18 protein-coding genes are annotated in these 22,963 nt (G+C 69.4%); 11 read left to right on the forward strand and 7 right to left on the reverse strand.

Translation table 11 applies throughout. The features are described 5' to 3' along the window. Window positions 1–65 precede the first annotated feature (65 nt). Window positions 66–2,312, reverse strand: a complete 2,247-nt coding sequence (locus HWX76_RS16815; protein WP_050012024.1) for a glycoside hydrolase family 3 C-terminal domain-containing protein — start codon at window positions 2,310–2,312, stop codon at window positions 66–68. 142 nt (window positions 2,313–2,454) lie between these two features. On the opposite strand from HWX76_RS16815, the gene HWX76_RS16820 reads away from it, so the two are divergent. Next, on the forward strand, window positions 2,455–3,489 hold the full coding sequence (locus HWX76_RS16820; RefSeq protein WP_050012025.1) for an AraC family transcriptional regulator: 1,035 nt from the start codon (window positions 2,455–2,457) through the stop codon (window positions 3,487–3,489). 49 nt (window positions 3,490–3,538) lie between these two features. Further along, the gene (locus tag HWX76_RS16825) at window positions 3,539–4,381 is read left to right on the forward strand and encodes a GIY-YIG nuclease family protein (protein ID WP_176016070.1); all 843 of its coding nucleotides are present in this window, start codon (window positions 3,539–3,541) and stop codon (window positions 4,379–4,381) included. Between the two features lie 54 nt (window positions 4,382–4,435). On the opposite strand, the gene ppa is transcribed toward HWX76_RS16825, so the two are convergent. Beyond that, window positions 4,436–4,963, reverse strand: a complete 528-nt coding sequence (gene ppa / locus HWX76_RS16830; protein ID WP_006489643.1) for an inorganic diphosphatase — start codon at window positions 4,961–4,963, stop codon at window positions 4,436–4,438. Window positions 4,964–5,303: 340 nt separating this feature from the next. Between ppa and HWX76_RS16835 the strand changes: the two genes are divergently transcribed. The 5 genes from HWX76_RS16835 (at window position 5,304) to HWX76_RS16855 (ending at window position 10,971) form a co-directional block, all read left to right on the forward strand. After that, window positions 5,304–6,743, forward strand: coding sequence for an aldehyde dehydrogenase family protein (locus HWX76_RS16835; RefSeq protein WP_050012027.1), 1,440 nt, complete (start codon window positions 5,304–5,306; stop codon window positions 6,741–6,743). Window positions 6,744–6,828: 85 nt separating this feature from the next. Beyond that, the gene (locus HWX76_RS16840; RefSeq protein WP_006478125.1) at window positions 6,829–7,587 is read left to right on the forward strand and encodes an SDR family oxidoreductase; all 759 of its coding nucleotides are present in this window, start codon (window positions 6,829–6,831) and stop codon (window positions 7,585–7,587) included. Window positions 7,588–7,782: 195 nt separating this feature from the next. Beyond that, the gene (locus tag HWX76_RS16845; protein ID WP_050012028.1) at window positions 7,783–9,087 is read left to right on the forward strand and encodes an MFS transporter; all 1,305 of its coding nucleotides are present in this window, start codon (window positions 7,783–7,785) and stop codon (window positions 9,085–9,087) included. 247 nt (window positions 9,088–9,334) lie between these two features. Continuing rightward, window positions 9,335–9,748, forward strand: a complete 414-nt coding sequence (locus tag HWX76_RS16850) for a helix-turn-helix domain-containing protein (protein WP_050012029.1) — start codon at window positions 9,335–9,337, stop codon at window positions 9,746–9,748. Further along, entirely contained in the window at window positions 9,745–10,971 is a 1,227-nt protein-coding gene (locus HWX76_RS16855) for an alpha/beta fold hydrolase (protein WP_050012030.1), read from the forward strand. Before HWX76_RS16850 ends, HWX76_RS16855 begins: the two co-directional genes overlap by 4 nt. Window positions 10,972–11,068: 97 nt before the next feature. Here the strand turns inward: HWX76_RS16855 and HWX76_RS16860 are convergent, their stop codons facing one another. The 3 genes from HWX76_RS16860 to hemC are packed head-to-tail and all read right to left on the reverse strand — an operon-like array spanning window position 11,069 to window position 15,233. Beyond that, on the reverse strand, window positions 11,069–12,256 hold the full coding sequence (locus HWX76_RS16860) for a heme biosynthesis protein HemY (RefSeq protein ID WP_089488729.1): 1,188 nt from the start codon (window positions 12,254–12,256) through the stop codon (window positions 11,069–11,071). A gap of 2 nt (window positions 12,257–12,258) precedes the next feature. Continuing rightward, window positions 12,259–14,229 (reverse strand): fused uroporphyrinogen-III synthase HemD/membrane protein HemX, encoded by a 1,971-nt coding sequence (hemDX, locus tag HWX76_RS16865; RefSeq protein WP_050012032.1) that lies wholly within the window; start codon window positions 14,227–14,229, stop codon window positions 12,259–12,261. After that, window positions 14,229–15,233, reverse strand: coding sequence for a hydroxymethylbilane synthase (gene hemC, locus HWX76_RS16870; protein WP_050012033.1), 1,005 nt, complete (start codon window positions 15,231–15,233; stop codon window positions 14,229–14,231). The genes hemDX and hemC overlap by 1 nt, the downstream gene beginning before the upstream one ends. Window positions 15,234–15,441: 208 nt before the next feature. Here hemC and ppc point away from each other — a divergent pair, with 208 nt between their 5' ends. Then, on the forward strand, window positions 15,442–18,471 hold the full coding sequence (gene ppc, locus HWX76_RS16875; protein ID WP_176016071.1) for a phosphoenolpyruvate carboxylase: 3,030 nt from the start codon (window positions 15,442–15,444) through the stop codon (window positions 18,469–18,471). Between the two features lie 133 nt (window positions 18,472–18,604). Here ppc and HWX76_RS16880 read toward each other — a convergent pair whose 3' ends face one another. Then, entirely contained in the window at window positions 18,605–19,357 is a 753-nt protein-coding gene (locus HWX76_RS16880) for a class I SAM-dependent methyltransferase (RefSeq protein ID WP_050012035.1), read from the reverse strand. Between the two features lie 224 nt (window positions 19,358–19,581). Between HWX76_RS16880 and HWX76_RS16885 the strand changes: the two genes are divergently transcribed. Then, a complete protein-coding gene (locus HWX76_RS16885) occupies window positions 19,582–20,391 on the forward strand; it encodes a helix-turn-helix transcriptional regulator (protein ID WP_124554781.1) in 810 nt (269 codons plus the stop codon). Between the two features lie 7 nt (window positions 20,392–20,398). On the opposite strand, the gene HWX76_RS16890 is transcribed toward HWX76_RS16885, so the two are convergent. Next, window positions 20,399–21,394 (reverse strand): spore coat protein U domain-containing protein, encoded by a 996-nt coding sequence (locus HWX76_RS16890; RefSeq protein WP_050012037.1) that lies wholly within the window; start codon window positions 21,392–21,394, stop codon window positions 20,399–20,401. A gap of 297 nt (window positions 21,395–21,691) precedes the next feature. On the opposite strand from HWX76_RS16890, the gene HWX76_RS16895 reads away from it, so the two are divergent. Both HWX76_RS16895 and HWX76_RS16900 read left to right on the forward strand, forming a co-directional pair. Next, complete coding sequence (locus HWX76_RS16895) at window positions 21,692–22,228, forward strand: spore coat U domain-containing protein (RefSeq protein ID WP_050012039.1); 537 nt, start codon at window positions 21,692–21,694, stop codon at window positions 22,226–22,228. Window positions 22,229–22,234: 6 nt separating this feature from the next. Next, on the forward strand, window positions 22,235–22,945 hold the full coding sequence (locus HWX76_RS16900) for a molecular chaperone (protein ID WP_050012040.1): 711 nt from the start codon (window positions 22,235–22,237) through the stop codon (window positions 22,943–22,945). Window positions 22,946–22,963 lie beyond the last annotated feature (18 nt).

Genomic DNA, 22,963 nt, shown 5'->3' on the forward strand with positions numbered 1-22,963 from the left:
GGCGCGCCGCGCACGCGGCGAAGCCACGCAAGGGCCTCGCCGCCTGCCGTCCGGCTACCGCGCGTTCAGTGCGCGGCGAGCGTCACCGTCTGCGACAGCGCCTGCGGATCGCGCGACGACGCGGCCGCCGACAGCGCGTAGCTGCCCGCGCCGATCCGCCATGCGTGCGCGCTCGCATCCCACACGGCGAAGCGCTGCGCCGGCACCGCGACGTTGACCGTGCGCGCCTCGCCCGGCTGCAGCGCGACCTTGGTCCAGCCGACGAGCCGCTTCGGCGGCTCGCCAAGCGACGCGGGCAGCGCCGCGTAGATCTGCACCGTCTGCGTACCGGCGCGCGCACCGGTGTTCGTCACCGTCACGCCGACCGTCACGTTGCCCGCGGCGTCCGCCTGCGCGGACATCGCCGACAACGCATACGTCGTGTACGACAGCCCGTAGCCGAACGGGAACAGCGGCTCGATCGCCTTCGCGTCGAACCAGCGATAGCCGTACGCGAGCCCTTCCGCATAGACGTTTTGCAGGTTCGACGGATCGATCGTCGGCTGCGGCAGGTCGGCCTCCTGCTTCGGGAACGTGAGCGGCAGCCGGCCCGACGGGTTCGCGTCGCCGAACAGCAGGTCGGCGATCGCCTGGCCGCCCTGCGCGCCCGGATACCACGCGTCCAGCACGCCATGCACGTTCGCGAGCCACGGCATCAGCACCGGGCTGCCGTTCTCGAGCACGACGATCACACGCTTCGCCTTCGCGGCGACCGCGGCGATCAGCGCGTTCTGGTCGTATTGCTGGTTGTACGGGTCCGCCTTCGCATCGGGCAACGACAGGCTCGCGAGGTCGAGCCCTTCCGTCTGCCACTGCGTGGCGAACACGATCGCGACATCGGCCTGTGCGGCCGCGCTCGCCGCGGCATTCGCGTCGGTCCCGTCGAGATAGCTGACCGACGCGTTCGGCGCCTTCGCGCGGATCGCCGCGAGCGGCGCGGACTTGTACCAGGTCGCGCACCCGCCGAACAGCATGCCCGCCGGTTGCTGGCAGGACGTCACCGCGTTGCCGTCGATCGCCGGCACCGCGCCCGAGCCGCCGCCCGACAGCACGCCCGCGTCCGCATGCCCGCCGATCACGACGACCGACTTGAGCGTGCCCGCGGCGAGCGGCAGCACCGGCTGCGTGTCGCCCGGCGCGGCCGCGTTCTTCAGCAGCACCGCCGCTTGCCGTGCGATCGCGAGCGCGTCGGCATTGCCGGCGGCCTCGTCGATCGCGCCGCCCGGCTTCGGCGGCGCATCCATCACGCCGATGCGGATCAGCGTGCGCAGCTTGCGCTGCACCATGTCGTTCAGCCGCGCGACCGACACGCTGCCGGCCTGCAGCGCCGCGCGCAGCTTCGCATTGAAGTACGAGCCGAGCGGCGCGTTGCCGTCGTCGGCCGCGCCCGGCTGTTCCTCGTCGAGCCCCGCCTGCACGGCCGCGACCGTCGAATGCGTCGCGCCCCAGTCCGACTGCACGACGCCCTTGAAACCCCACTCGTTCTTCAGCACCGTCGTCAGCAAATACGGGTTCTCGCACGCATACACGCCGTTCAGCTTGTTGTACGCGCACATCACGTTGCCCGGCTGGCCGTCCTTCACGCCGATCTCGAACGCGAGCAGCTCGGCCTCGCGCATGGTCCGCTCGTCGACGACCGAATCGACCGTCATGCGGTTGGTTTCCTGGTCGTTGAACGCGAAATGCTTGATCGTCGCGATCACCTTCCGCGCCTGCGTGGCCTGCGTGCGCGCGGCGCTCAGCGTGCCCGCGAGCACCGGGTCCTCGCCCATGTATTCGAAGGTGCGGCCGTTGCGCGGCTCGCGCGCGAGGTTCACGCCGCCGCCGAGCCCTTCGGCGAAACCGAGCGCGCGCAGTTCGAGCGCGATGCGCGTGCCGTAGGTGCCCGCGAGCGCCGGGTCCCACGTCGCCGCGAGCGCGACCGGCGCCGGCAGCGCGGTCACGCGCGCATTCTTCACGTTCACGCCGCCCGCCGAATCGGCGCTGCTGACGGCCGGAATGCCGAGCCGCGGCACGCCCGGGATGTAGCTCGCGCCGTTCAGCGCGTCGGCCGGAAACGGGCCGCCGAGGCTGAGCGCCGGCATGCCGGTGCCGTGCACGAGCTGCAGTTTCTCGTCGGTCGTCAGTTGCGCGACGAGCGCGGCCGCGCGCTGGTCGGCTGCCGCGTCGGGGTCGGTCGGGGCGTGAATGTCGTCGCCGCCGCACGACGCGAGCAGCACCGTGAGCGCGCACGCGGACGCAATCGTCGAACACCGGAACAGCGAAGTTTTCATTGATCCTCCAGAATCGTTCTGTTGTACTTGTGGCCACTCCAAGTCTAAAAATCGACCGGTCACCACGCTTGACCGGCAGGAGCATGCGTTGACCTCTCGCAGCGGGGACAAACCCGAACGGCATGACGACAGGGAGACAGACATGGAGTTGCAGCAGAAATCGGTATCCGTCCGGATCTACCGCTGGCTGTGCGAAGACGCGCGTGCGAACGGCATCGATCCCGCACCGCTTTACGAAACACTCGGCATCGGGCCGGCCGAGCTCGCCGACGACACGCGCCGCATCGCGGGCGATCGGCACGTGGCCGCGCTGCAATTGATGGACGACTGGCCGCTGTCGTGGCACCGCCCGCCGCCGCAGGTCGTGCCGTGGCTCGTGCCGTTTCCCGAACTCGCGGGCATCACGTGCAACGCGGCGACGCTGCGCGACGCGCTGCACGGCTACCTGCACTATCGCGAGCTGATCGGCAACGTCGACTGGGTGTTCGCGCACGAGAACGGCGACGCGATCGCGCTCGAGTACGTGAACGAAGGCGACGGCCGGCACGCGGGCAGCGCGTTCGCGAACCTCGCGATCCTCGCGGCGCTCGCGCGCCTGTACGACCCGCACGTGCGCGTCGACGACGCCGCATTCGCCGGCCGCGCGTTCGCGCCCGTTGCCGCGCTGCGCGACATGCTCGGCGCGCCGGTGTCGTTCGATGCCTCACACAATCGCATCGTGCTGCGCTCCGCACACTTCGACACGCCGTTCGAGCGCTACAACGCGCCGCTCGCCGGCATCCAGCGGCATGCGGCCGACGCCGCGCGCGAACGCGTGCGCGCTCGCTCGACGTTCGGCTCGTCGGTCGAGCAATGCGTGCGCGACTGGCTGCGCACGTCCGACGACGCCGACGTGCCGACCGATACGCTGATGCAGCACGTCTGCACGCGCTTCGCGATGTCGCGCTGGACGTTGCGCCGGCGCCTGCATCGCGAAGCGGTCGGTTTCCATGCGCTCGTCGCGCAGGCGCGGCTCGGCGAGGCGCGCGACCTGCTGCTCAACACGCAGTTGCCGATCGGCGAGATCGGCGTGCGCGTCGGCTTCCGTTCGACGAGCGCGTTCACGCGCTTCTTCACGCGCGAACTCGGCGCGGCGCCCAGCCGCTTTCGCGACGGGCACGGCGACCGACGGCGTTGATGCACGGTTTTTCTGAGACACTGGCGGCTTCGCATCCCGCCGCCCTGCCATGTCCTGGTTTCTGTATCTGATCGAATGCGCCGACGACAGCGTCTACACGGGCATCACGACCGATGTCGCCGCGCGCTTCGACGAACACGCGTCCGGCAAGGGCGCGCGCTACACGCGCTCGCGCAAGCCGCGCGCGGTGCTCGCGGCGTTTGCGCTGCCCGACCGGTCGAGCGCGTCGCGCGCCGAATACTGGGTGAAGCGGCTCGCGCCCGCGAAAAAACGCGAGCTCGCGGCCGGGTTGCGGACGCTTGAATCGGTGCTGCCGGCGGTGGTCACGCTCGACGAGAGCGGCGACACGGCCGGGACGAAGGCGACGGCGCGCGGGCGGAAGAAGGTGAAGGCGGAAAATGTCGACGCTGCGGCGGAGACGGCTGCAACGGAACAGGTTGCCGGGAAAAAGGTGAAGGCCGGGAAAGTGGTCGGGGCAGTAACGGCCGCGAAGACGGCGAAGCCTGCGAAGGGCAAACAAGCATCGAAGTCGACGAAGGCGAGTCAAGCCGCACCGGACGCGAAACGTGCAAAACCCGTCGGCGATGCAGCCGCAAAAAAGACCTCGTCGCGTCGCACACCGGTAAAGAAAACCGACCTGCCCGCATCCGCGTTGTCAAAGAGGAAGGCACCGGCCGCCGCCGGCAAACCCGCCGCGAACGCACGCGAAGACGCCGCTTCCGCACCGGCCCGCCGTCGTTCGGCCACGAAAGCCGCCGAAGCGACCGCGCCGTCCGTTGCCGCGCCCCGCGCGAAACGCGCGAAGAACGCACCGGCTACCTCGCTGCCGCCCGTCTCCGCGTCCGCCCGCCGGAAAACCGCGCGCGCAAAACAAAACCGCGCGGCCTCCTGACGAGACACGCGCGGTTCGCGTTCCGTACGAGCCGGCCGTCGGCCGGCACGCCGCTTACTTCTTGTAGTTCGCGGCGCCGTCGGTGATTTCCTTGTGCGCGGCTTCGATGCCGGCCCAGCCTTCGACCTTCACCCACTTGCCCTTCTCGAGGGCCTTGTATTGCTCGAAGAAGTGCTTGATCTGGTCCTTCAGGTACTCGGGCACGTCGTCGATCGTCTTCAGGTTCGCCGTCATCGGGCAGATCTTGTCGTGCGGCACCGCGACCAGCTTCGCGTCGACGCCCGACTCGTCGGTCATCTGCAGCATGCCGAGCACGCGCGAGCGCACGATCGAGCCGGCCAGCAGCGGGAACGGCGTGATCACCAGCACGTCGACCGGATCGCCGTCGCCCGACAGCGTCTGCGGGATGTAGCCGTAGTTCACCGGGTAGCGCATGCCGGTACCGATGAAGCGGTCGACGACGAGGAGGCCCAGTTCCTTGTCCGCCTCGTACTTCACCGGATCGCTTTGCGCGGGAATCTCGATGATCACGTTGAAATCTTGCGGCAGGTCCTTGCCGGCCGGAACATGATTGAAGCTCATGAGCACTCTCTGTAGGTCGATGGGAATTCGGGACAGGGCGCCGCGGCCGATGCACGGCCGCGGGCGTCCCCCAAAAAGGAATGCGCCATTATAGCCAATCGACCGGTGGCGTCCGGATGACGATCGGCGCGATAATCGTTCCGGATGTCCGACCGCCGAACCGGCGGCGGCGTGGCACGTCGATCACAATGCATGGGCCCGAGGCGGTGCCAAGGCGCCGACCCGGGTCGACCGCGGTGCGTGGGGGCCGGGCAAGCGCTGAAGCGCTTGCTTGAATCGACCGCTATGCATGGGACCCAAGTAAGCGCTAAAGCGCTAACTTGGGTCGACAGGAGGACGCATGGAAGAGGCGAAGCACTTCATCGCGGGCGAATGGACGTTGCCCGCGCAACTGGAAACCATCGCGGTGGTCGATCCGTCCGACGGCCAGCCGTTCGCGACGATCGCACGCGGCACCGCGCCCGACATCGAGCGCGCGGTCGCCGCCGCCCGCGACGCGTTCGCGGGCCCGTGGGGCGCCGCGAGCGCCGCCGAACGCGGCCGCGCGCTGATGCGGCTGTCGGCGCGCGTGGCCGATTCGATCGAGGAACTCGCCGCGATCGAGGCGCGCGACACCGGCAAGCCGCTGAAACAGGCGCGCGCCGATGCCGCCGCGCTCGTGCGCTACTTCGAGTTCTACGCGGGCGCCGCCGACAAGCTGCACGGCGAAACCCTCCCCTACCAGGCCGGCTATACGGTGCTGACGGTGCGCGAGCCGCACGGCGTCACGGGCCATATCGTGCCGTGGAACTACCCGATGCAGATCTTCGGGCGCAGCGTCGGCGCGGCGCTCGCGGCCGGCAACGCATGCGTGGTCAAGCCGGCCGAGGACGCGTGCCTGTCCGTGCTGCGCGTCGCCGAGCTGGCCGCCGAGGCCGGGCTGCCGGCCGGCGCGCTCAACGTCGTCACCGGCTACGGCCATGAAGCGGGCGCCGCGCTCGCCCGCCATCCGGGCATCGATCACATCTCGTTTACGGGTTCGCCGGCCACCGGCAAGCTGGTCACGCAGATGGCGGCCGAGAACCACGTGCCGGTCACGCTCGAACTCGGCGGCAAGTCGCCGCAAATCGTGTTCGCCGATGCCGATCTCGACGCGGCGCTGCCCGTGCTCGTGTCCGCGATCGTGCAGAACGGCGGGCAGACGTGCTCGGCCGGCAGCCGCGTGCTGATCGAGCGCGCGGTGTACGAGCCGCTCGTCGAGCGCCTCGCCACCGCATTCAACGGACTGCGCGTCGGCCCGAGCCGCGCCGATCTCGACTGCGGCCCGCTGATCAACGCGAAGCAGCAGCAGCGCGTGTGGGATTTCCTGTCCGACGCGCAGCACGACGGCATTCCGATGGCCGGACACGGGCAGGTCGTCGCCGACGCGCCCGAAAGCGGCTTCTATCAGGCGCCCGCGCTGTTGCGCGACGTGCCGCCGTCGCACCGGCTCGCGCAGGAGGAAGTGTTCGGCCCCGTGCTCGCGGCGATGCGTTTCGTCGACGAGGACGAAGCCGTCGCACTCGCGAACGGCACGCCGTACGGCCTCGTCGCGGGCATCTGGACACGCGACGGCGCCCGCCAGATGCGGCTCGCGCGGCGCCTGCGCGCCGGCCAGGTGTTCATCAACAACTATGGCGCGGGCGGCGGCGTCGAACTGCCGTTCGGCGGCGTCGGCCATTCGGGCCACGGCCGCGAGAAAGGCTTCGAGGCCCTGTACGGTTTCACCGCGCTGAAGACGATCGCGATCCGGCACGGCTGAGTGCACGGCACGCCACAGGCAGCCGGCAGCAGCCGGCCGCCCGTCGGCACACGACGACTCTCATTACCAGCACAGGAGACACACCATGCGGTTGAGCGGCAAGACGGCCATCGTCACGGGCGGCGGCTCGGGGTTCGGCGAAGGCATCGCGAAGACGTATGCGCGCGAAGGCGCGAACGTCGTCGTCAACGACCTGAACGGCGCGGCGGCCGAGCGCGTCGCGAGCGAAATCGCGCTCGCGGGCGGCAAGGCGATCGCGGTGGCCGGCGACGTGTCGAAAGAGGACGACTGGCGCGCGCTGCTGCAGGCCGCGCTCGACGATTTCCATGCGGTGCAGATCGTCGTGAACAACGCGGGCACCACGCACCGCAACAAGCCCGTGCTCGACGTGACGGAGGCCGAGTTCGACCGCGTGTACGCGGTCAACATGAAGAGCCTGTTCTGGTGCGTGCAGACCTTCGTGCCGTACTTTCGCGCACAGGGCGGCGGCGTGTTCGTGAACGTCGCGTCGACGGCCGGCGTGCGGCCGCGCCCGGGCCTCGTCTGGTACAACAGCACGAAGGGCGCGATGATCACCGCGAGCAAGTCGCTCGCGGCCGAGCTCGGCGCCGATCGCATCCGCGTGAACTGCATCAACCCGGTGCTCGGCGAAACCGCGTTGATGACCGAGTTCATGGGCTGCGAGGACACACCGGACAATCGCCGCCGCTTCCTTGCGACGATCCCGCTCGGCCGCTTCTCGACGCCGCAGGACATCGCGAACGCCGCGCTGTATCTTGCGTCCGACGAAGCCGAATTCATCACCGGCGTGTGCCTCGAAGTCGACGGCGGACGCTGCATCTAGTCGTACCGGGACGCTCGATCGCCCCGTCTTGCTTCGCACGAAACCGGATTGGACGCCGCGGCGTCTGCGCCGGCCAACTACAACGACAGCGGTACACGGGATCCAGGTAACCGCCAAAGCGCCAACTTGGATCGACCGCAAAGCATGGGATCCAAGTAAGCGCTAAAGCGCCAACTTGGATCGACAGGAGACAACATGGCAACATCGACGCAATCGCTGCCGGGCTCGTCCGGCGCATTCGAGGAAGCAACCTATCGCAAGGTGTCGTGGCGGCTCCTGCCGCTGCTGCTGCTGTGCTACGTGGTCGCGTATCTGGACCGCGTGAACGTCGGGTTCGCGAAGCTGCAGATGGCGAGCGACCTGAACCTGAGCGATACCGTGTACGGGCTCGGCGCGGGGATCTTCTTCTTCGGCTATTTCCTGTTCGAGGTGCCGAGCAACATCATCCTGCACAAGGTGGGCGCCCGCGTGTGGATCGCCCGCATCATGGCGACGTGGGGCGTGATCTCGATCCTGACGATGTTCGTCACGACGCCCGCGATGTTCTACGTGATGCGCTTCCTGCTCGGCGTCGCGGAAGCAGGCTTCTTCCCCGGCGTGATCCTCTACCTCACCTACTGGTATCCCGCGCACCGGCGCGGCCGGATGACGACGTTCTTCATGACGGCCGTCGCGCTGTCCGGCGTGATCGGCGGGCCGATCTCGGGCTTCATCCTGAAGGCGTTCGACGGTGTAAGCGGCTGGCACGGCTGGCAATGGCTGTTCCTGCTCGAAGGCATTCCGTCGGTGCTCGCCGGCGTACTCGTGTTCTTCGCGCTCGACGAGCGGATCGCGAAGGCGACGTGGCTCACCGACGAAGAAAAGGCGCTGCTCGCCCGCAACGTCGACGCCGAGGAAGCCACCAAGGAAGACCCGCCGCTCGGCGCCGTGATGTCGAGCCCGCGCGTCTGGCTGATGGCGCTGATCTATTTCTCGTTCGTGATGGGGCTCTACGGCGTCGGCTTCTGGCTGCCGACGATCATCAAGGCGACGGGCGTGACCGACACGGTCATGATCGGCCTGCTGTCGGCGATTCCGTATGCGGCCGCGGTGGTCGCGATGATCCTGATCGCGCGCAGCGCGGACAAGCGCCGCGAACGCCGCTGGCACCTCGCGATTCCGGCCGCGATCGGCGCGCTCGGCCTCGTGCTGTCGGTGATCTGGGCCCACCAGACCGCGCTCGCGATGCTCGGCCTCACGCTCGCGACGATCGGCATCCTGACGACGCTGCCGCTGTTCTGGAGCCTACCGACCGCCTTCCTCGGCGGCACGGCCGCCGCGGCCGGCATCGCGATGATCAACTCGATCGGCAACCTCGCGGGCTTCCTGAGCCCGTACCTGATGGGCTGGCTCAAGCAGATAACGGGCAGCAACGATGCGGGCATGTACATGCTGGCCGGGTTCCTCGTGCTCGGCGGGCTGCTGGCGCTGTCGGTGCCGAAGCGGCTCGTCGACAAGTGATGCGCGGCGCGTAAAGGCGCGGCCGGATCGATCGAACACGCCGGCCGATTGCCGGCCCGTTTCTCCCCGATACGCCCCGACGTCCGGCATGGCCGGCCGCCGGGGCGTTTTCGATTCCGGACGGGCACAACCCGGATCGGCCGAGTGTCTCGCCCATCCGACGGCAGCCCCTTTATCACTCAAATTATTCCCTTATGCTCCTTTATATATGGAACAATAAAGACAATTAAGGAATTATCGATATCTCATGTTCCACACCGTCGAAGACACCGCCGCCCGCCTGCGCGTCCATCCGAAGACCGTCCTGCGGTTCATTCGCGACGGCAAGCTGCGCGCGACGCGGGTCGGCCGTGCCTACCGCATCCTCGACGCCGACCTCGCCGCGTTCGCCCGGACGGAGCCGGCCTCGCCCGCGCCGCGTGCGGTGCGCGTCACCAGCATCGTCGACGTTCCCGATGCGTCGCAGTCGCTGCACCAGTACCTGTCGCGGTCGCTGCACGCGATGGCGTCCGGCCGCACATCGTACGTCGACCCCGTGCGAATCGACGTCACGTTCGATCCCGCCTCGAGCATGGTCAAGATCATCGTGACCGCGACACCGGCCGACACGGCCGCGCTGATGTCGTCGCTCGACATGCTGCTCCAGCAAAGCGGGACATGAGCGCAATCTTCAAGTCACCCCGCCATGCCCGCGCGATTCGCGCCGCGTACGCGGCCGCGCTGTCGCACTGGCCGGCCGGGCATCGGCGCGTCACCGTGCAAACGCGTCATGGCGCGACGCACGTCATCGCCTGCGGCCCCGAACACGCGCCGCCGGTCGTACTGATCCACGGCGCCCAGACGACGGCGGCAAGCTGGCAGCATCACGCGACCGACTGGGCGACGCACTTCCGGCTCTACGCGATCGACGTGATCGGCGAAGCGGGACCGAGCGCGCCGTCGCGCCCGCCGCTCGCGGGCGACGCCTATGCGCAGTGGCTCGACGACGTGCTCGACGGCCTGCAGGTGTCGCGCGCCGCGTTCGTCGGCATCTCGCTCGGCGCGCGAACGGCGCTCGACTTCGCGTTGCGGCGGCCGCCGCGCGTCACCCGGCTCGCGCTGCTCTGCCCGTCCGGCATCGGCAGGCAGAAGCCGTTTCTGTGGTGGGCGCTGCCGCTGTTGCTGCTTGGCGATGCCGGGCGCGCATGCGTGCGGCGGCGCGTGCTGGGTCGCCTGCCACCCGCATCGACGCCGGCCGAACGGGACGCGCTCGCACTGATGCGCGCCGTCGATCGCGGCGTTCGGCCGCGCATCGAGCCGATTCCGGTATTCGACGACACCATGCTCCGCACGTTATCGATGCCCGTGCTGGCGATCGTCGGAGGCCGCGACGTGATGCTCGATTCCCGCGACACGCAGGATCGCCTGACGCGCCTCGTGCCGCACGCGCAGGTGCGGTTTCTTCCCGAGCAGCCTCACTTCATCCGCGGACAGCGCGACACCGTGCGCACTTTTCTCTCATCGACGGACACGCTCGACATGCCCCATCGAATCGTTCAGGCCGCCGGCAGCCGCGTGCTGGTCCGCGATCCTTCCGCCGGCCTCGTGCAACGGGAAAGCGACGCGCTCGATCTCGTCGCGCTCGCGCACGAGCATGAAGCCGACTGGATCGCGGTCGCGGCGGACACGCTGCATGACGACTTCTACCGGCTCGACAGCAGGCTGGCCGGCGTCGTGCTGCAAAAGCTGGCCAACTACGGCGTCCGGCTCGGCGTGGTCGGCGACATCGACCGCCGGCTCGCGCGCAGCGAAGCGCTGCGCGCGCTCGTTCGCGAGTGCAATCGCGGAAAATCGGTCTGGTTCGTCGCGAGCGAGGACGACCTGCTGCGCAGGCTCGGCGCGTAACGCGCCGCAGGCCGCTCCTGCCTCGCCACAGGCGAAAAAAAGCCCCGAAGGCCGATCGGCGTTCGGGGCTTTTTACGCGGCGCAGCGCAGCGCCGCGTCACACGACGGTGATCGCGAGCGCGCTTTCGCGGTAGTGCTTCGCGGCCTTGTCGGTTTCGCCGAGCTGCTCGAACAGGCGGGCGAGCGCGCGATGCGCGCGCACCTTCAGCGCCTCGTTGTCGGCCAGCTTCAGCGCCGATTCGAGGAACGACTGCGCCTTGCCCCACAGCTGCTGCTGCTGGCAGAGGCGGCCGAGTGCGAACAGCAGGTCGGCATCTTCCGGATGATCCTTCTTCCAGCCTTCGGCCTTCTGGATCAACGGCAGCGCATCGGCGCCGGCCGTATCCGGGTAACGGCGCAGCAGGCGCGCATCCCAGTTGTGCGCGAGCGCGTCCTCGACGATACGGCGCGCTTCGTTGCGGCGCTCGAGCGGCACGAGCAGCTCGGCCGCGAGATCGGCCAGGCGCGGCGACTGGCGCTCGACCGGCGACAGCGACTGCCACACTTCGAGCAGCGCTTCGGGGTCGTGCCGGCGTTCGCGCAGCAGGTTTTCCGCCGCCTGCTGGCGCAGCCGCACGGCCGCGGCCGGATGCAGCGCCTCGCGCTTTTCGAGCGCCTTCGCGAGCTTCAGCACCTCGGCCCAGTTCTTCAGTTGCTGCTGCGCACGCAGCGCGACCTGCTGCGCATGGATGCGCTTGCCGCCGGCCTGCATGTCGGCCAGCGCGGCAAGCGCGCCGTCCGCGTCGCGGGCGTCCGCGCGCATGTCGGCCGCGGCGAGCAGCCGTGCATCCTGCCATTCGGGCGCGTCGACCTTCGACAGCCAGTCGTCGCGGCGCGTGTACTCGTGCATCCGGTGCGCGGCCGTGGCGCCGACGAGACTCGCGGCGCCCAGGTTCGCATCGACCGACAACGCTTCACGCGCGGCCTTCTCCGCACGCGAGAAGCGGCCCGCGTACAGGTTCGCGATCGCATCGCGCAGCGACGCCTGCGCCTTCTCGTTGCGCGAACGCGCGCGATACGCGGCGACCCGCTGCGGCATGCGCCAGATGTTGCGCACGATGCGCAGCAGCGCGTACACGACGATGAACAGCACGACGATGGCGATCACGAACAGGTTCAGCGACACGTCGATCCGGTACGGCGGATAGACGAGCAGCACCTGCCCCGCGTCGAAACGGCCGACGGTGGCGAGCGCCGCGGCGATCGCGAACAGGACCGCGAGCCAGACGATTCCTCGAAGCGTCATCGTTACCCCCGGCTCTTGAACTGCTGAACGGCGTTCAGGCTCGTGTTCAGGTTCGGCACCGCGACCGTCAGCGATGCGCCGTCAACCTGCCTGAGCAGATCCTCGACGGTCTGCGTGTCCTTCGACGCCTGATCGAAATACTTGCCGAGCGACGCCTGCGCGGCGTGCAGGTCGGCCTTCATCGCGCTGTCGTTGCGCGCCAGCAGCGACAGCCGTGCGGTGAGCAGGCGCAGCTTCACGTTCTCGCGCACGAAGTAGCCCTGGTCGGGCGACGCGAGCATCGCGTCCGCGTTGTCGATCCGGCGCACCTGCACGAGGCCTTTCAATTGCTGGCCGAGGCCGGCCGAGAACGCGTGCCACCACACCTTCCAGCGCGGCTCGCCGGCGGCGACCGACGACGCGGCGTCGGCCGGCGCGGCCTTCGGCGCCGCGTGCGGCACGATCGCCTCGCCGGACAGCGGCAGCGCGTCGATCTTGGCGATCGCGTCGTCGAGCTTGATCGCGAGGCCGGTGAGATCGGCTGCCGGCGCGGCCTTCAGCTTCTCGATGTCCTGCGCGAGCGCCTTGCGCACCGTGACGGCCTGCGCGCTCTGCGACGTCGCGAGACGCGCGTCGGCGTTCTGCAGCGCGATCAGCGCGAGCTGCGTGTTGCCGGTCAGTTGAAGCTGCTGGCTCGCGCTGGACAGCATCTGGTCGACTTCCTCGAGCATCCACGCATCGCGGTTGCGCGACAGGTCCTGGTATTGCTGCTGCAGCGCCTGCTGCGCGCTCTGCGCATCGGCGAGCTTGCCGTCGAGCTGCGCGAGCTGCGTGTCGACCTGGTGCGTGCCGGCGAGCGCCTGCTCGGTCTTCGTCCGCGTTTCGGCCGCTTGCGCGTCGAGCGCCTTCTGGCGCGCGACGAACGTGCCGTCGAGCCGGTCGATCTTGCGGTTCAGCGCGTAGCCGCCGACACCCGCCGCGCAGCCGAGCACGACGACGACGAACCACAGCACCGCGCTGCCGCCGCGGCGCGCACGCGGTTCGGGCGCGCGATAAGGAGGGCTGGACGGCGGCGCGGAGGCAGCGGCCGGCTGGGAAGCGACGCTTTTGGAATCGTTGGTATCTGTCATGCGTTTAGTCACCGGTGCGGCTGTCGCCGGTTGGACGGCCTCGTCGGCCATCGTTCGAAACGCGCGGACGATGCGCTCATCGCCCGCGCCAGTCAGCGTAATCCTATCAAAACCCAATGCGCGCGCGGTCTGCTCGATCCGCGGGTGCGGCGTGACGAGCGGCGCATGCTTCAGCGCGTCGATCTCGGCATCGTTCAGGTGGGCCCGCGCGAGCGCGTGCAGGTTGCGCACGCCTTCCGAGCTCGTGACGAGCCACGCGTGCGGCTGGCCGTCGAGCAGCGCGTGCACGCGCTCCCACGCGCCGACGCGCGGCTCGGGCACGACGCGCCGGTACGCGGCGACGAGCGTGACGTCCGCACCGGCCTCGCGCAGGCGCTCGGCGAGCCATTCGCGCCCGCCGTCGCCGCGCACGATCAGCACGCGCTCGCCCGCCAGCGCCTGCGCGCCGCCGAACGCGGCGTCGATGCTCGCGAACAGGCTTTCCGAATCGTAATGGGGCACGCCGCCGTCGGCCGGCGCCTGCGGCGCGATCACGCGATGCGCGGGCGCCGCGATGCCGTGGCGCTCGAGCGCCGCGACGCTGCCGGGCCCGACCACGCCGACCGGCAGCGCGTTCGGCCAGATCGCGCCGTAGCGCGCGAGCGCGCGGTCGATCGCGTTCGGCGACACGAAGATCACCAGCGCGTAGTCGGCCAGCGCCGCGAACGCGGCGTCGAGCGGCGCCGGATCGTCGACCGGCGCGATATCGATCAGCGGGAATTCGAGCACGTCGCAGCCGGCGTCGGCCAGTTGCGACGCAAGCGCGTCGGACTGGCCGTCCGGACGCGTCAGGACAGCGGTGAACGCGCGCGCGCCGCCCGCCATCAGGCGTCGCCCTTGCCCGCGGCCTGCGAGCTCGCGAGCAGCGCCTGGACGATGTCGAGCGCGCCTTGCGCCTCGAGTTCGTCGGACACCGCGCGGCCGAGTGCGAGCGCATCGGCGACGGTCACGACCGCGCCGCACGCGTCGGCCGTCAGCACGCGCTTGCCGTCGGTGGTCGACACGCGGCCCGTCAGGTACAGCTCGCCCGCGCGCCACACCGCGTGCGCGGCGAGCGGCACCTCGCAGCTGCCGCCGAGCGCGCGCGACACCATCCGCTCGGCCTCGACCGCGAGCGCGGTCCGCGGGTCGTGCAGCGGCGCGAGCCACGCGGCGACGTCGTCGCGGTGCGCGGCGATCTCGATGCCGAGCGCGCCCTGGCCGGCCGCAGGCGGGCTGGCCTCGACATCGAGCAGCGCGCGGATCCGCGTTTCGAGGCCGAGGCGCTTCAGGCCGGCGGCCGCGAGGATGATCGCCGCGTAGTCTCCGCGGTCGAGCTTCGCGAGGCGCGTGTCGAGGTTGCCGCGCAGCGGCAGGACCTCGAGATGCGGATAGCGCGAACGCAGCATCGCCTCGCGGCGCAGGCTCGACGTGCCGACGACCGCGCCGGCCGGCAGCGCGTCGAGCGACGCGTAGTCGTTCGACACGAACGCATCGCGCGGGTCTTCGCGTTCCATGATCGCGGCGAGCGAGAAGCCGTCGGGCAGCGCCATCGGCACGTCCTTCAGCGAATGCACGGCGAGATCGGCGCGGCCGTCGGCCAGCGCGGCCTCCAGTTCCTTCACGAACAGGCCCTTGCCGCCGACCTTCGACAGCGTGCGATCGAGAATCTGATCGCCGCGCGTCGTCATCCCGAGGATTTTCACGTCACAAGCTGGATATAATTTGCGCAGCGCATCACGCACATGTTCGGCTTGCCACATCGCCAGGCGGCTCTCGCGCGAAGCAATCGTCAACGTCGCGGGCGGCTGTGCCTGCTGCGGCCCGGCCGCGGGGGTCTCGGAATTCATTGCTGGAACATCGAAGGACGGGATTGAAGATCGAACAATGGTAGCACGCACGCCCCGGCCCGCCCGGGCCCGAAGCCTGCGCCCGGCCTGCTTCCGCGCGGGTCGCGGCGCCGTTGTGCGGATGTGTCGCACGTAGCTGGTTGCTTGACCGCAGTTCCCGCAGTTTCCGCAGTTCCTTTTGACTCGAGCTTTCCCAAGGAAACCCATCGTGAAGTCTTCCGGATCGGCGCGTACGGCGCGCCGCAATGCTGCCTTGCCCTCCCCCGACGCCCCGACGGCCACGCTCGCGACCGCCGCGAACGGCCGTGCGAAAACGGCAACGAAACCCACGGCAACGAAACCGAAAGACCCGATACGTCAGACAAAACGCGCGACGAAAGCCTCCAGCCCCGCCGCCCGCCAGGCGGTCGCGCCGAAGGCCGGCACCCGCACGCGCGACGACAAGGACCGCCCGCTGTTCGAGGACATCCGCTTCCTCGGCCGCCTGCTCGGCGACGTCGTGCGCGAACAGGAAGGCGATACGGTGTTCGACGTCGTCGAGACGATCCGCCAGACCGCGGTCAAGTTCCGCCGCGAGGACGACAGCGAAGCCGCGCAGACCCTCGAGAAGAAGCTGCGCAAGCTGACGCCCGAGCAGACGGTGAGCGTCGTGCGCGCGTTCAGCTATTTCTCGCACCTCGCGAACATCGCGGAAGACCGTCACCACAACCGCCGCCGCCGCATCCACGCGCTGGCCGGCTCCGCGCCGCAGCCCGGCACGGTCGCGTATGCGCTCGACCAGCTGAAAACCACCGGCAACGCGTCGAAGCGCCTGCTGCAGCGCTTCTTCGACGATGCGCTGATCGTGCCGGTGCTGACCGCGCACCCGACCGAAGTGCAGCGCAAGAGCATCCTCGATGCGCAGCACGACATCGCGCGCCTGCTCGCCGAGCGCGACCAGGAGCTGACCGCTCGCGAGCGCCAGTACAACGAAGCGATGCTGCGCGCACGCGTGACCGCGCTGTGGCAGACGCGCATGCTGCGCGACTCGCGCCTGACGGTTGGCGACGAGATCGAGAACGCGCTGTCGTACTACCGCGCGACGTTCCTCGACGAACTGCCCGCGCTGTACGGCGACATCGAGGCCGCGCTCGCGGAGCACGGCCTGTCGGCCCGCGTGCCCGCGTTCTTCCAGATGGGCAGCTGGATCGGCGGCGATCGCGACGGCAACCCGAACGTGACGGCCGCGACGCTCGACGAGGCGATCAACCGCCAGGCCGCGGTGATCCTCGAGCACTATCTGGAACAGGTGCACAAGCTCGGCGCCGAGCTATCGGTGTCGAACCTGCTGGTCGGCGCGAACGACGCAGTGAAGGCCCTCGCGGCAGCATCGCCCGACCAGTCGCCGCATCGCGTCGACGAACCGTATCGCCGCGCGCTGATCGGGATCTACACGCGGCTCGCCGCGAGCGCGCGCGTGCGTGTCGGCGAAGGCACGGTGCCCGTGCGCAGCGCGGGCCGCGGCGCGCCGCCGGTGCGCGCGATTCCGTACGAGGATTCCGAAGCATTCGTCGCCGATCTGAAGGTGCTGACCGCGTCGCTCGACGAGCACCACGGCGCGTCGCTCGCCGCGCCGCGCCTCGCGCCGCTCGTGCGCGCGGCCGAAGTGTTCGGCTTCCATCTGGCAAGCATCGACCTGCGCCAGAGTTCCGACATCCACGAGGCGGTGGTCGCCGAGCTGTTCGCGCGCGCGGGCGTCGAGGCCGACTATGCGGCGCTCGCCGAGGAAGACAAGCTGCGCGTGCTGCTCGCCGCGCTCGCCGATCCGCGCCCGCTGCGCTCGCCGTACCTCGACTACTCGGCGCTCGCGCAGAGCGAGCTCGGCGTGTTCGAGAAGGCGCGCGAGGTCCGCGCGCAATTCGGTGCGCGTGCGGTGCGCAACTACATCATTTCGCACACGGAAACCGTCAGCGACCTCGTCGAGGTATTGCTGCTGCAGAAGGAGACGGGCCTGCTCGAAGGCACGCTCGGCGTGCCGGGCAGCGACGCGCGCAACAGCCTGATGGTGATCCCGCTGTTCGAGACGATTCCCGACTTGCGCGACGCGTCGCGCATCATGCGCGAATACTTCGCGCTGCCGGGCATCGACGCGCTGATCGCGCACCAGGGCGCCGAGCAGGAAGTGATGCTCGGCTATTCGGACAGCAACAAGGACGGCGGCTTCCTCACGTCGAACTGGGAGCTGTATCGTGCGGAACTCGCGCTCGTCGAGCTGTTCCGCGAACGCAAGATCACGCTGCGGCTGTTCCACGGCCGCGGCGGCACGGTCGGCCGCGGAGGCGGCCCGACCTACCAGGCGATCCTGTCGCAGCCGCCGGGCACGGTGAACGGCCAGATCCGCCTGACCGAACAGGGCGAGGTGATCGCGAGCAAGTTCGCGAACCCGTCGATCGGCCGGCGCAACCTCGAGACGGTCGTCGCCGCGACGCTCGAGGCGTCGCTGCTGCCGCAGTCGAACGCGCCGGCACAGTTGCCCGCGTTCGAGGCCGCGATGCAGACGCTGTCCGATTCGGCGATGGCCGCGTACCGCGCGCTCGTCTACGAAACCCCGGGCTTCACCGACTACTTCTTCTCGTCGACGCCGATCACCGAGATCGCCGAGCTGAACATCGGCAGCCGCCCGGCGTCGCGCAAGCTGCAGGATCCGAAGCAGCGCAAGATCGAGGATCTGCGCGCGATTCCGTGGGGCTTCTCGTGGGGCCAGTGCCGGCTGCTGCTGACCGGCTGGTACGGCTTCGGCAGCGCGGTGAGCGCGTATCTCGACGGCGCGCAGGACGACGCCGAACGTGCGAAACGCGTGACGCTGCTGAAGAAGATGAACAAGACCTGGCCGTTCTTCGCGAACCTGCTGTCAAACATGGACATGGTGCTCGCGAAGACCGATCTCGCGGTCGCGTCGCGCTATGCGCAGCTCGTGTCCGACCGCAAGCTGCGCAAGCACGTGTTCGGGCGGATCGTCGCGGAATGGGAGCGCACGTCGCAGGCGCTCGCGGAAATCACCGGGCAGGAAGGCCGCCTCGCGACCAACCCGCTGCTCGCGCGCTCGATCAAGAACCGCTTCCCGTATCTCGATCCGCTGAACCACCTGCAGGTCGAACTGATCAAGCGTCACCGCGCGGGCGACACGAACGCGCGGCTGCGCCGCGGGATTCACCTGACGATCAATGGGATCGCGGCCGGCCTGCGCAACACCGGCTGATCCGCGGGCCGCGCGGCGCCGGACGTGTTCGGCGCCGGCCGGGATAACGAAAGCCGCGATACGCGTCGATGCGTATCGCGGCTTTTTTCATGCGGCGACGAAATGGCGCAACGGCGCAGCGCGCGCCGCACGCTCAGTGCGCGTCGATCAGCAACGCATCGTGCTCGAACGAACCGTCGGGCCGCACCGCGTAATAGCCGCGCACCTCGTCCGGCGCATGCGCCCACAGCGCGCGAATGCCTGCGACGCTGTCGGCCGGCGTGCGGATGCGCGCGACCCACGTGTCGAAATCGATCGGCAGCCGCCAGCGGCTGTGCACCTGCGCGTCGAAACCGGCGGTGCGGAACATCGCGAGCCATTCGTCCGCACGGTAGTCGCGCACGTGCGACGCGTCACGCAGCACTTCCGCGGCCTGCAGGTACGTATCGAGCAACGGATGGTCGTTGCCCGCGATGTCGATCATCAGCACGCGGCCGCCCGGCTTCAGCACGCGGCGCACCTCGGCGAGCGCCGCGCGAACGTCGTGCCAGTGATGCGCGCTCATCCGGCTCACGACCCAGTCGAACGTCGCGGTGTCGAACGGCAGCCGCTCGGCCGGACCCTGCTGCGTGCGGATGTTCGCGAGCCCGCGCTCGCGCGCGGCCGCGTCGACGGTCGCGAGCATCGGCGCGGCGAGGTCGTACGCGACCACGTCGCGCACGTGCGGCGCGACCGCGAAGCTCGCGTGGCCGGCGCCGCAACCGAGGTCGAGCACCGCCGCATCGGGCGTCGCACGCACCGCGTCGGCGAGCGTCTGCAGGTCGGCGCCCGTCGCATGAACCGTGCTGGTCAGATAGGCGGCGGCCGTCGTGCCGAATGCGTCGGCGACCTGGTCGTGGTGTTTCATCGTTCGCTCCTGTCCTGGATGCAGTCGGCCGACCGACGCTTCGGCGCGCGATCCGGCCCCGTGCAACGTATTGTGGGGGACGCCCGCTGCCCTGCCAGCGCGCGAGCCGCTACAATAGGCCGGCGTGTGTACCAGTACAAGTTAAGCAGTTATTCTGGTATTCGATCCACCTGTCTGATCGTTCGATCGTTGCCGCGTTTTCGCTTCCACTTTGCCGTTTCCGCATGAGCCAACTCTCCTCCGCCCCCGTCCCGCCGCTCGACGCCACGCCTGCCCGCGCGCTCGGCGAATTCATCCGCGCCCACCGCGAGCGGCTGTCGCCGCAGGCCGTCGGCCTGCCGCCCGGCCCGCGCCGACGCACGCCGGGGCTGCGGCGCGAGGAAGTCGCGCAACTGTGCGGCGTCAGCCCGACCTGGTACACGTGGATCGAACAGGGTCGGCCCGTGTCGGCCTCGGCCGACGCGCTGGCCCGGATCGCGGTCGCGTTGCAGCTGTCGAAGGCCGAGCGCGCGTATCTGTTCGAGCTCGCCGCGCAGCGCGACCCGGCCGAGCCCGACGTCGCGGGCGGCGACCTGCCGCCGACGCTCGCCGCGACCGTCGCGGCGATCGCGACGCCCGCCTACGTGCTCGACCGACAATGGAACGCGCTCGCGTGGAATGCGCCGGCTGCCGCGCTCTTTTCCGGCTGGCTCGACGGCGAACACGACCGCAACCTGCTGCGTTTCACGTTCATGTCGCCGGCCGCCCGCACGCTGATCGTCGACTGGGAAACCCGCGCCCGGCGGCTCGCCGCCGAATTCCGCGCCGATGCGATCCGCCACCTGACCGATGCGCCGACGCGCGCGCTGATCGACGCGCTGACGGCCGGCAGCGACGCGTTCGCGCAGTACTGGGCGTCGCAGGACGTGTTCGAGCGCGAAGGCGGGCTGCGCGAATTCGACCATTCGGCCGACGGCCGCGTCGTGTATCAGCAGATCACGCTGAAGCCCGCGCACCGCGAGGACCTGAAGCTCGTCGTGCTGGTGCGCGACTGAGCGCGGCTCAGAAGCTGATCGTCGCGGTAATCGTGTCGCTGTAGTTGCCGGGCGCCGGCGTCGCTTGCGCGGGCACGCGGCCGTACACGGTGATCGCCTGCGCGAACCCGCTGCCGGTGCCGGTCGCCATCGACGTGCCGGCGGTGCCGTCGCCCCATGGCTGCGTGAAGCCGCTGTCCTGATAGAGCTGGTAGCTGACCGACCCGCCGCCCGCGCGCTGCATCGTGCGTGCGGCGACGTTGCCGCTGCCGCCGCCGTTCAACGCGATCCGGAATGCGTCGCCGTTCGTGCAGCGCGCGCTGATCGAGCCGCTCGCGGTCAGCGCCGACGCCAGCACGCCTGCCGGCGGAAACGCGACGCCGGTCGCGCTGATGATGCAGTTGTTGACGACGGTGGCGGTCGTCGTAACCGTCATCGTGCCGGCCGTCGACTGCGACACGCACGGTGTCGGCAGCACGCCGAGCAACGAAAAACTGTAGCTGTATGCGGCCTGGTTGCCGCTGAAACTCTGCGTATAGACGGTGCTGTCGTTGTTCACGGTCGGCACGGTCGGCTGGTTCGGCGCGATGCGGCCGTAGATGGTCACGTTCGCACTCGCGGACGTGCCGAGCGCCGGTTTCGTCAACGTCAGCGAGATCGGCGTCGTGCCGCTGCTCACGGCGCCCCAGGGCTGCGAATAGCCCGCATCCTGATACAGGTCGTACTGCATCTGGTTCGTCCCGTTGCTCAGGTAGCGCGGACTCGTGCCGCCGAGGTTCACGCACACCAGCACGCCGGTGTTCAGGCTCAGCACGTCCCACGTGCAGTTCACGGTCATCGTGGCCGTCGTCGTGTACGCCTGTTGCGTGATCGGGCTGACCGAGCCGAAGCTCGGCGCCGGCGGCGTCACCGTGCACGTATCCGCACGCGCGGGCATCCACGGCATGCCGAGCAGCGCGGCCAGCAGCAGGTACGCGAGCGCGCGCATCCAGCGGCGCGCCACGTCGAAGCCGTCATCCGCCATGCATCTCCCCGAAAAAAACCGTCCGCCCGATCGGGTTCGCGGACCGGGTCGCGCCGTCATCGTATCGGTCCGCGCATCGATCGTTCGCACTGTTACTTGATCCATATCAATAGGCCGATGGAATCCGTCCGCCCCCCCCGGACAATGCCCGCCAGGTCGGCGTTTTCTCCATTGCGCGCGACCGAAGCGGTGGAGTAGTCTTCCTCCAACGACAGAGCGGTAACGGCGACCGGCAACAGACCACGCGGCAGGCACTCCGCGGCCGGGCGACCCCTTGAACGGCAGGAGACAATCATAATGATAGATTCCCGACGTCGTGTTTTTTCAGTCATGCTCGCAGCCACGTTCGCGTTCGCGCCGGTGCTGCAGCCCGTCACCGTTGCCGCAGTCTATTCGAACGGCACGGCCACCGCACAATTCAACGTCACGCTCACGATTCAGGCGAACTGCACGATCGCCGCGAACCCGCTTGCATTCGGCACGACCGGCGTGCTCGCGTCGACGCTCAACCAGCAGACGACGGTCTCCGTCACCTGCACGAACTCGACGCCCTACAACGTCGGGCTCGACGCCGGCACGGTGAGCGGCTCGACCGTCGCCAGCCGGCTGATGGGCGGCACCACGACCGGCAATACCGGCACGACGGTCGGCTACCAGCTCTATCAGGACTCGGGCCACTCGACGATCTGGGGCAATACGCAAGGCACCGACACGGTGGGCGGCACCGGCACCGGTTCCGCGCAGGTGCTGAACGTGTACGGCCAGGTGCCCGCGCAGGCGACGCCGAAGCCCGACACCTACCAGGCCTCGGTCACCGCCACCGTCTATTTCTAACGGGCCGTGCGATTGTTCCCGCGCGCGTTGGCCGCGCTGTACGTCGGATGGGCGGCGGCGGTCTCGCATGCCGCCACGCTGCAGATCACGCCCGTGACGATCGAGCTGCCGCCATCGGCGGCCGCCGCGAGCATGACGCTCAGCAACCCGGGCGGACGGCCGATCTACGGCCAGGTCCGCACCTATCGCTGGACGCAGGAAAACGGCACCGACGTGATGACGCCGACCGACGCGCTCGCCGCGTCGCCGCCGCTGCTGCAGATCGACGCGAACGCCGAGCAGTTGATCCGGCTCGTACGCACGAGCCGCGGCACGCCGGCCGCCGAGGAGAGCTATCGCGTGCTGATCGACGAACTGCCCGCACCGGGCACGCCGGTCGACAACGGCGTGACGATCCGGCTGCGCTATTCCGTGCCCGTATTCGTCGAGCCCGATGCCGCGCCAGCGTCCCCGCGCCTCGACTGGCGCGTCGAACCCGACGGGACCGGCATGCGGCTCACGGTCGACAATCGCGGCGGACGGCGGGCGCAGATTTCCGCGGTCCGGCTGGTCGATGCGCGAGGCGGTGTCCACGAGGTCACGCGCGGGCTGCTCGGTTATGCGCTCGCGGGCAGTACGCGACGCTGGCCGCTCAAGCTCGACGCCGGCACGCCGTTCGTCAAGATCCAGGCGACCGTCAACGCGCAGCCGGTCGAAGCCCGGCTGACGGCGCCCTGAGCCACCCGAGCAGGATCG

It is taken from the genome of Burkholderia sp. BCC0398, assembly GCF_902833245.1.
GTDB lineage: Bacteria > Pseudomonadota > Gammaproteobacteria > Burkholderiales > Burkholderiaceae > Burkholderia > Burkholderia sola.

What these genes read in the sequence shown, in the direction of transcription:
- HWX76_RS16820 (WP_050012025.1), top strand. Translation starts at nt 2,455, where the DNA reads ATGGAGTTGCAGCAGAAATCGGTATCCGTCCGGATCTACCGCTGGCTG.
- ppa (WP_006489643.1), bottom strand. Translation starts at nt 4,963, where the DNA reads ATGAGCTTCAATCATGTTCCGGCCGGCAAGGACCTGCCGCAAGATTTC.
- HWX76_RS16860 (WP_089488729.1), bottom strand. Translation starts at nt 12,256, where the DNA reads ATGACGCTTCGAGGAATCGTCTGGCTCGCGGTCCTGTTCGCGATCGCC.
- HWX76_RS16835 (WP_050012027.1), top strand. Translation starts at nt 5,304, where the DNA reads ATGGAAGAGGCGAAGCACTTCATCGCGGGCGAATGGACGTTGCCCGCG.
- HWX76_RS16890 (WP_050012037.1), bottom strand. Translation starts at nt 21,394, where the DNA reads ATGGCGGATGACGGCTTCGACGTGGCGCGCCGCTGGATGCGCGCGCTC.
- HWX76_RS16815 (WP_050012024.1), bottom strand. Translation starts at nt 2,312, where the DNA reads ATGAAAACTTCGCTGTTCCGGTGTTCGACGATTGCGTCCGCGTGCGCG.
- hemDX (WP_050012032.1), bottom strand. Translation starts at nt 14,229, where the DNA reads ATGGCGGGCGGCGCGCGCGCGTTCACCGCTGTCCTGACGCGTCCGGAC.
- HWX76_RS16840 (WP_006478125.1), top strand. Translation starts at nt 6,829, where the DNA reads ATGCGGTTGAGCGGCAAGACGGCCATCGTCACGGGCGGCGGCTCGGGG.
- HWX76_RS16850 (WP_050012029.1), top strand. Translation starts at nt 9,335, where the DNA reads ATGTTCCACACCGTCGAAGACACCGCCGCCCGCCTGCGCGTCCATCCG.
- HWX76_RS16825 (WP_176016070.1), top strand. Translation starts at nt 3,539, where the DNA reads ATGTCCTGGTTTCTGTATCTGATCGAATGCGCCGACGACAGCGTCTAC.
- hemC (WP_050012033.1), bottom strand. Translation starts at nt 15,233, where the DNA reads ATGAATTCCGAGACCCCCGCGGCCGGGCCGCAGCAGGCACAGCCGCCC.
- HWX76_RS16880 (WP_050012035.1), bottom strand. Translation starts at nt 19,357, where the DNA reads ATGAAACACCACGACCAGGTCGCCGACGCATTCGGCACGACGGCCGCC.
- HWX76_RS16895 (WP_050012039.1), top strand. Translation starts at nt 21,692, where the DNA reads ATGATAGATTCCCGACGTCGTGTTTTTTCAGTCATGCTCGCAGCCACG.
- HWX76_RS16855 (WP_050012030.1), top strand. Translation starts at nt 9,745, where the DNA reads ATGAGCGCAATCTTCAAGTCACCCCGCCATGCCCGCGCGATTCGCGCC.
- HWX76_RS16885 (WP_124554781.1), top strand. Translation starts at nt 19,582, where the DNA reads ATGAGCCAACTCTCCTCCGCCCCCGTCCCGCCGCTCGACGCCACGCCT.
- HWX76_RS16845 (WP_050012028.1), top strand. Translation starts at nt 7,783, where the DNA reads ATGGCAACATCGACGCAATCGCTGCCGGGCTCGTCCGGCGCATTCGAG.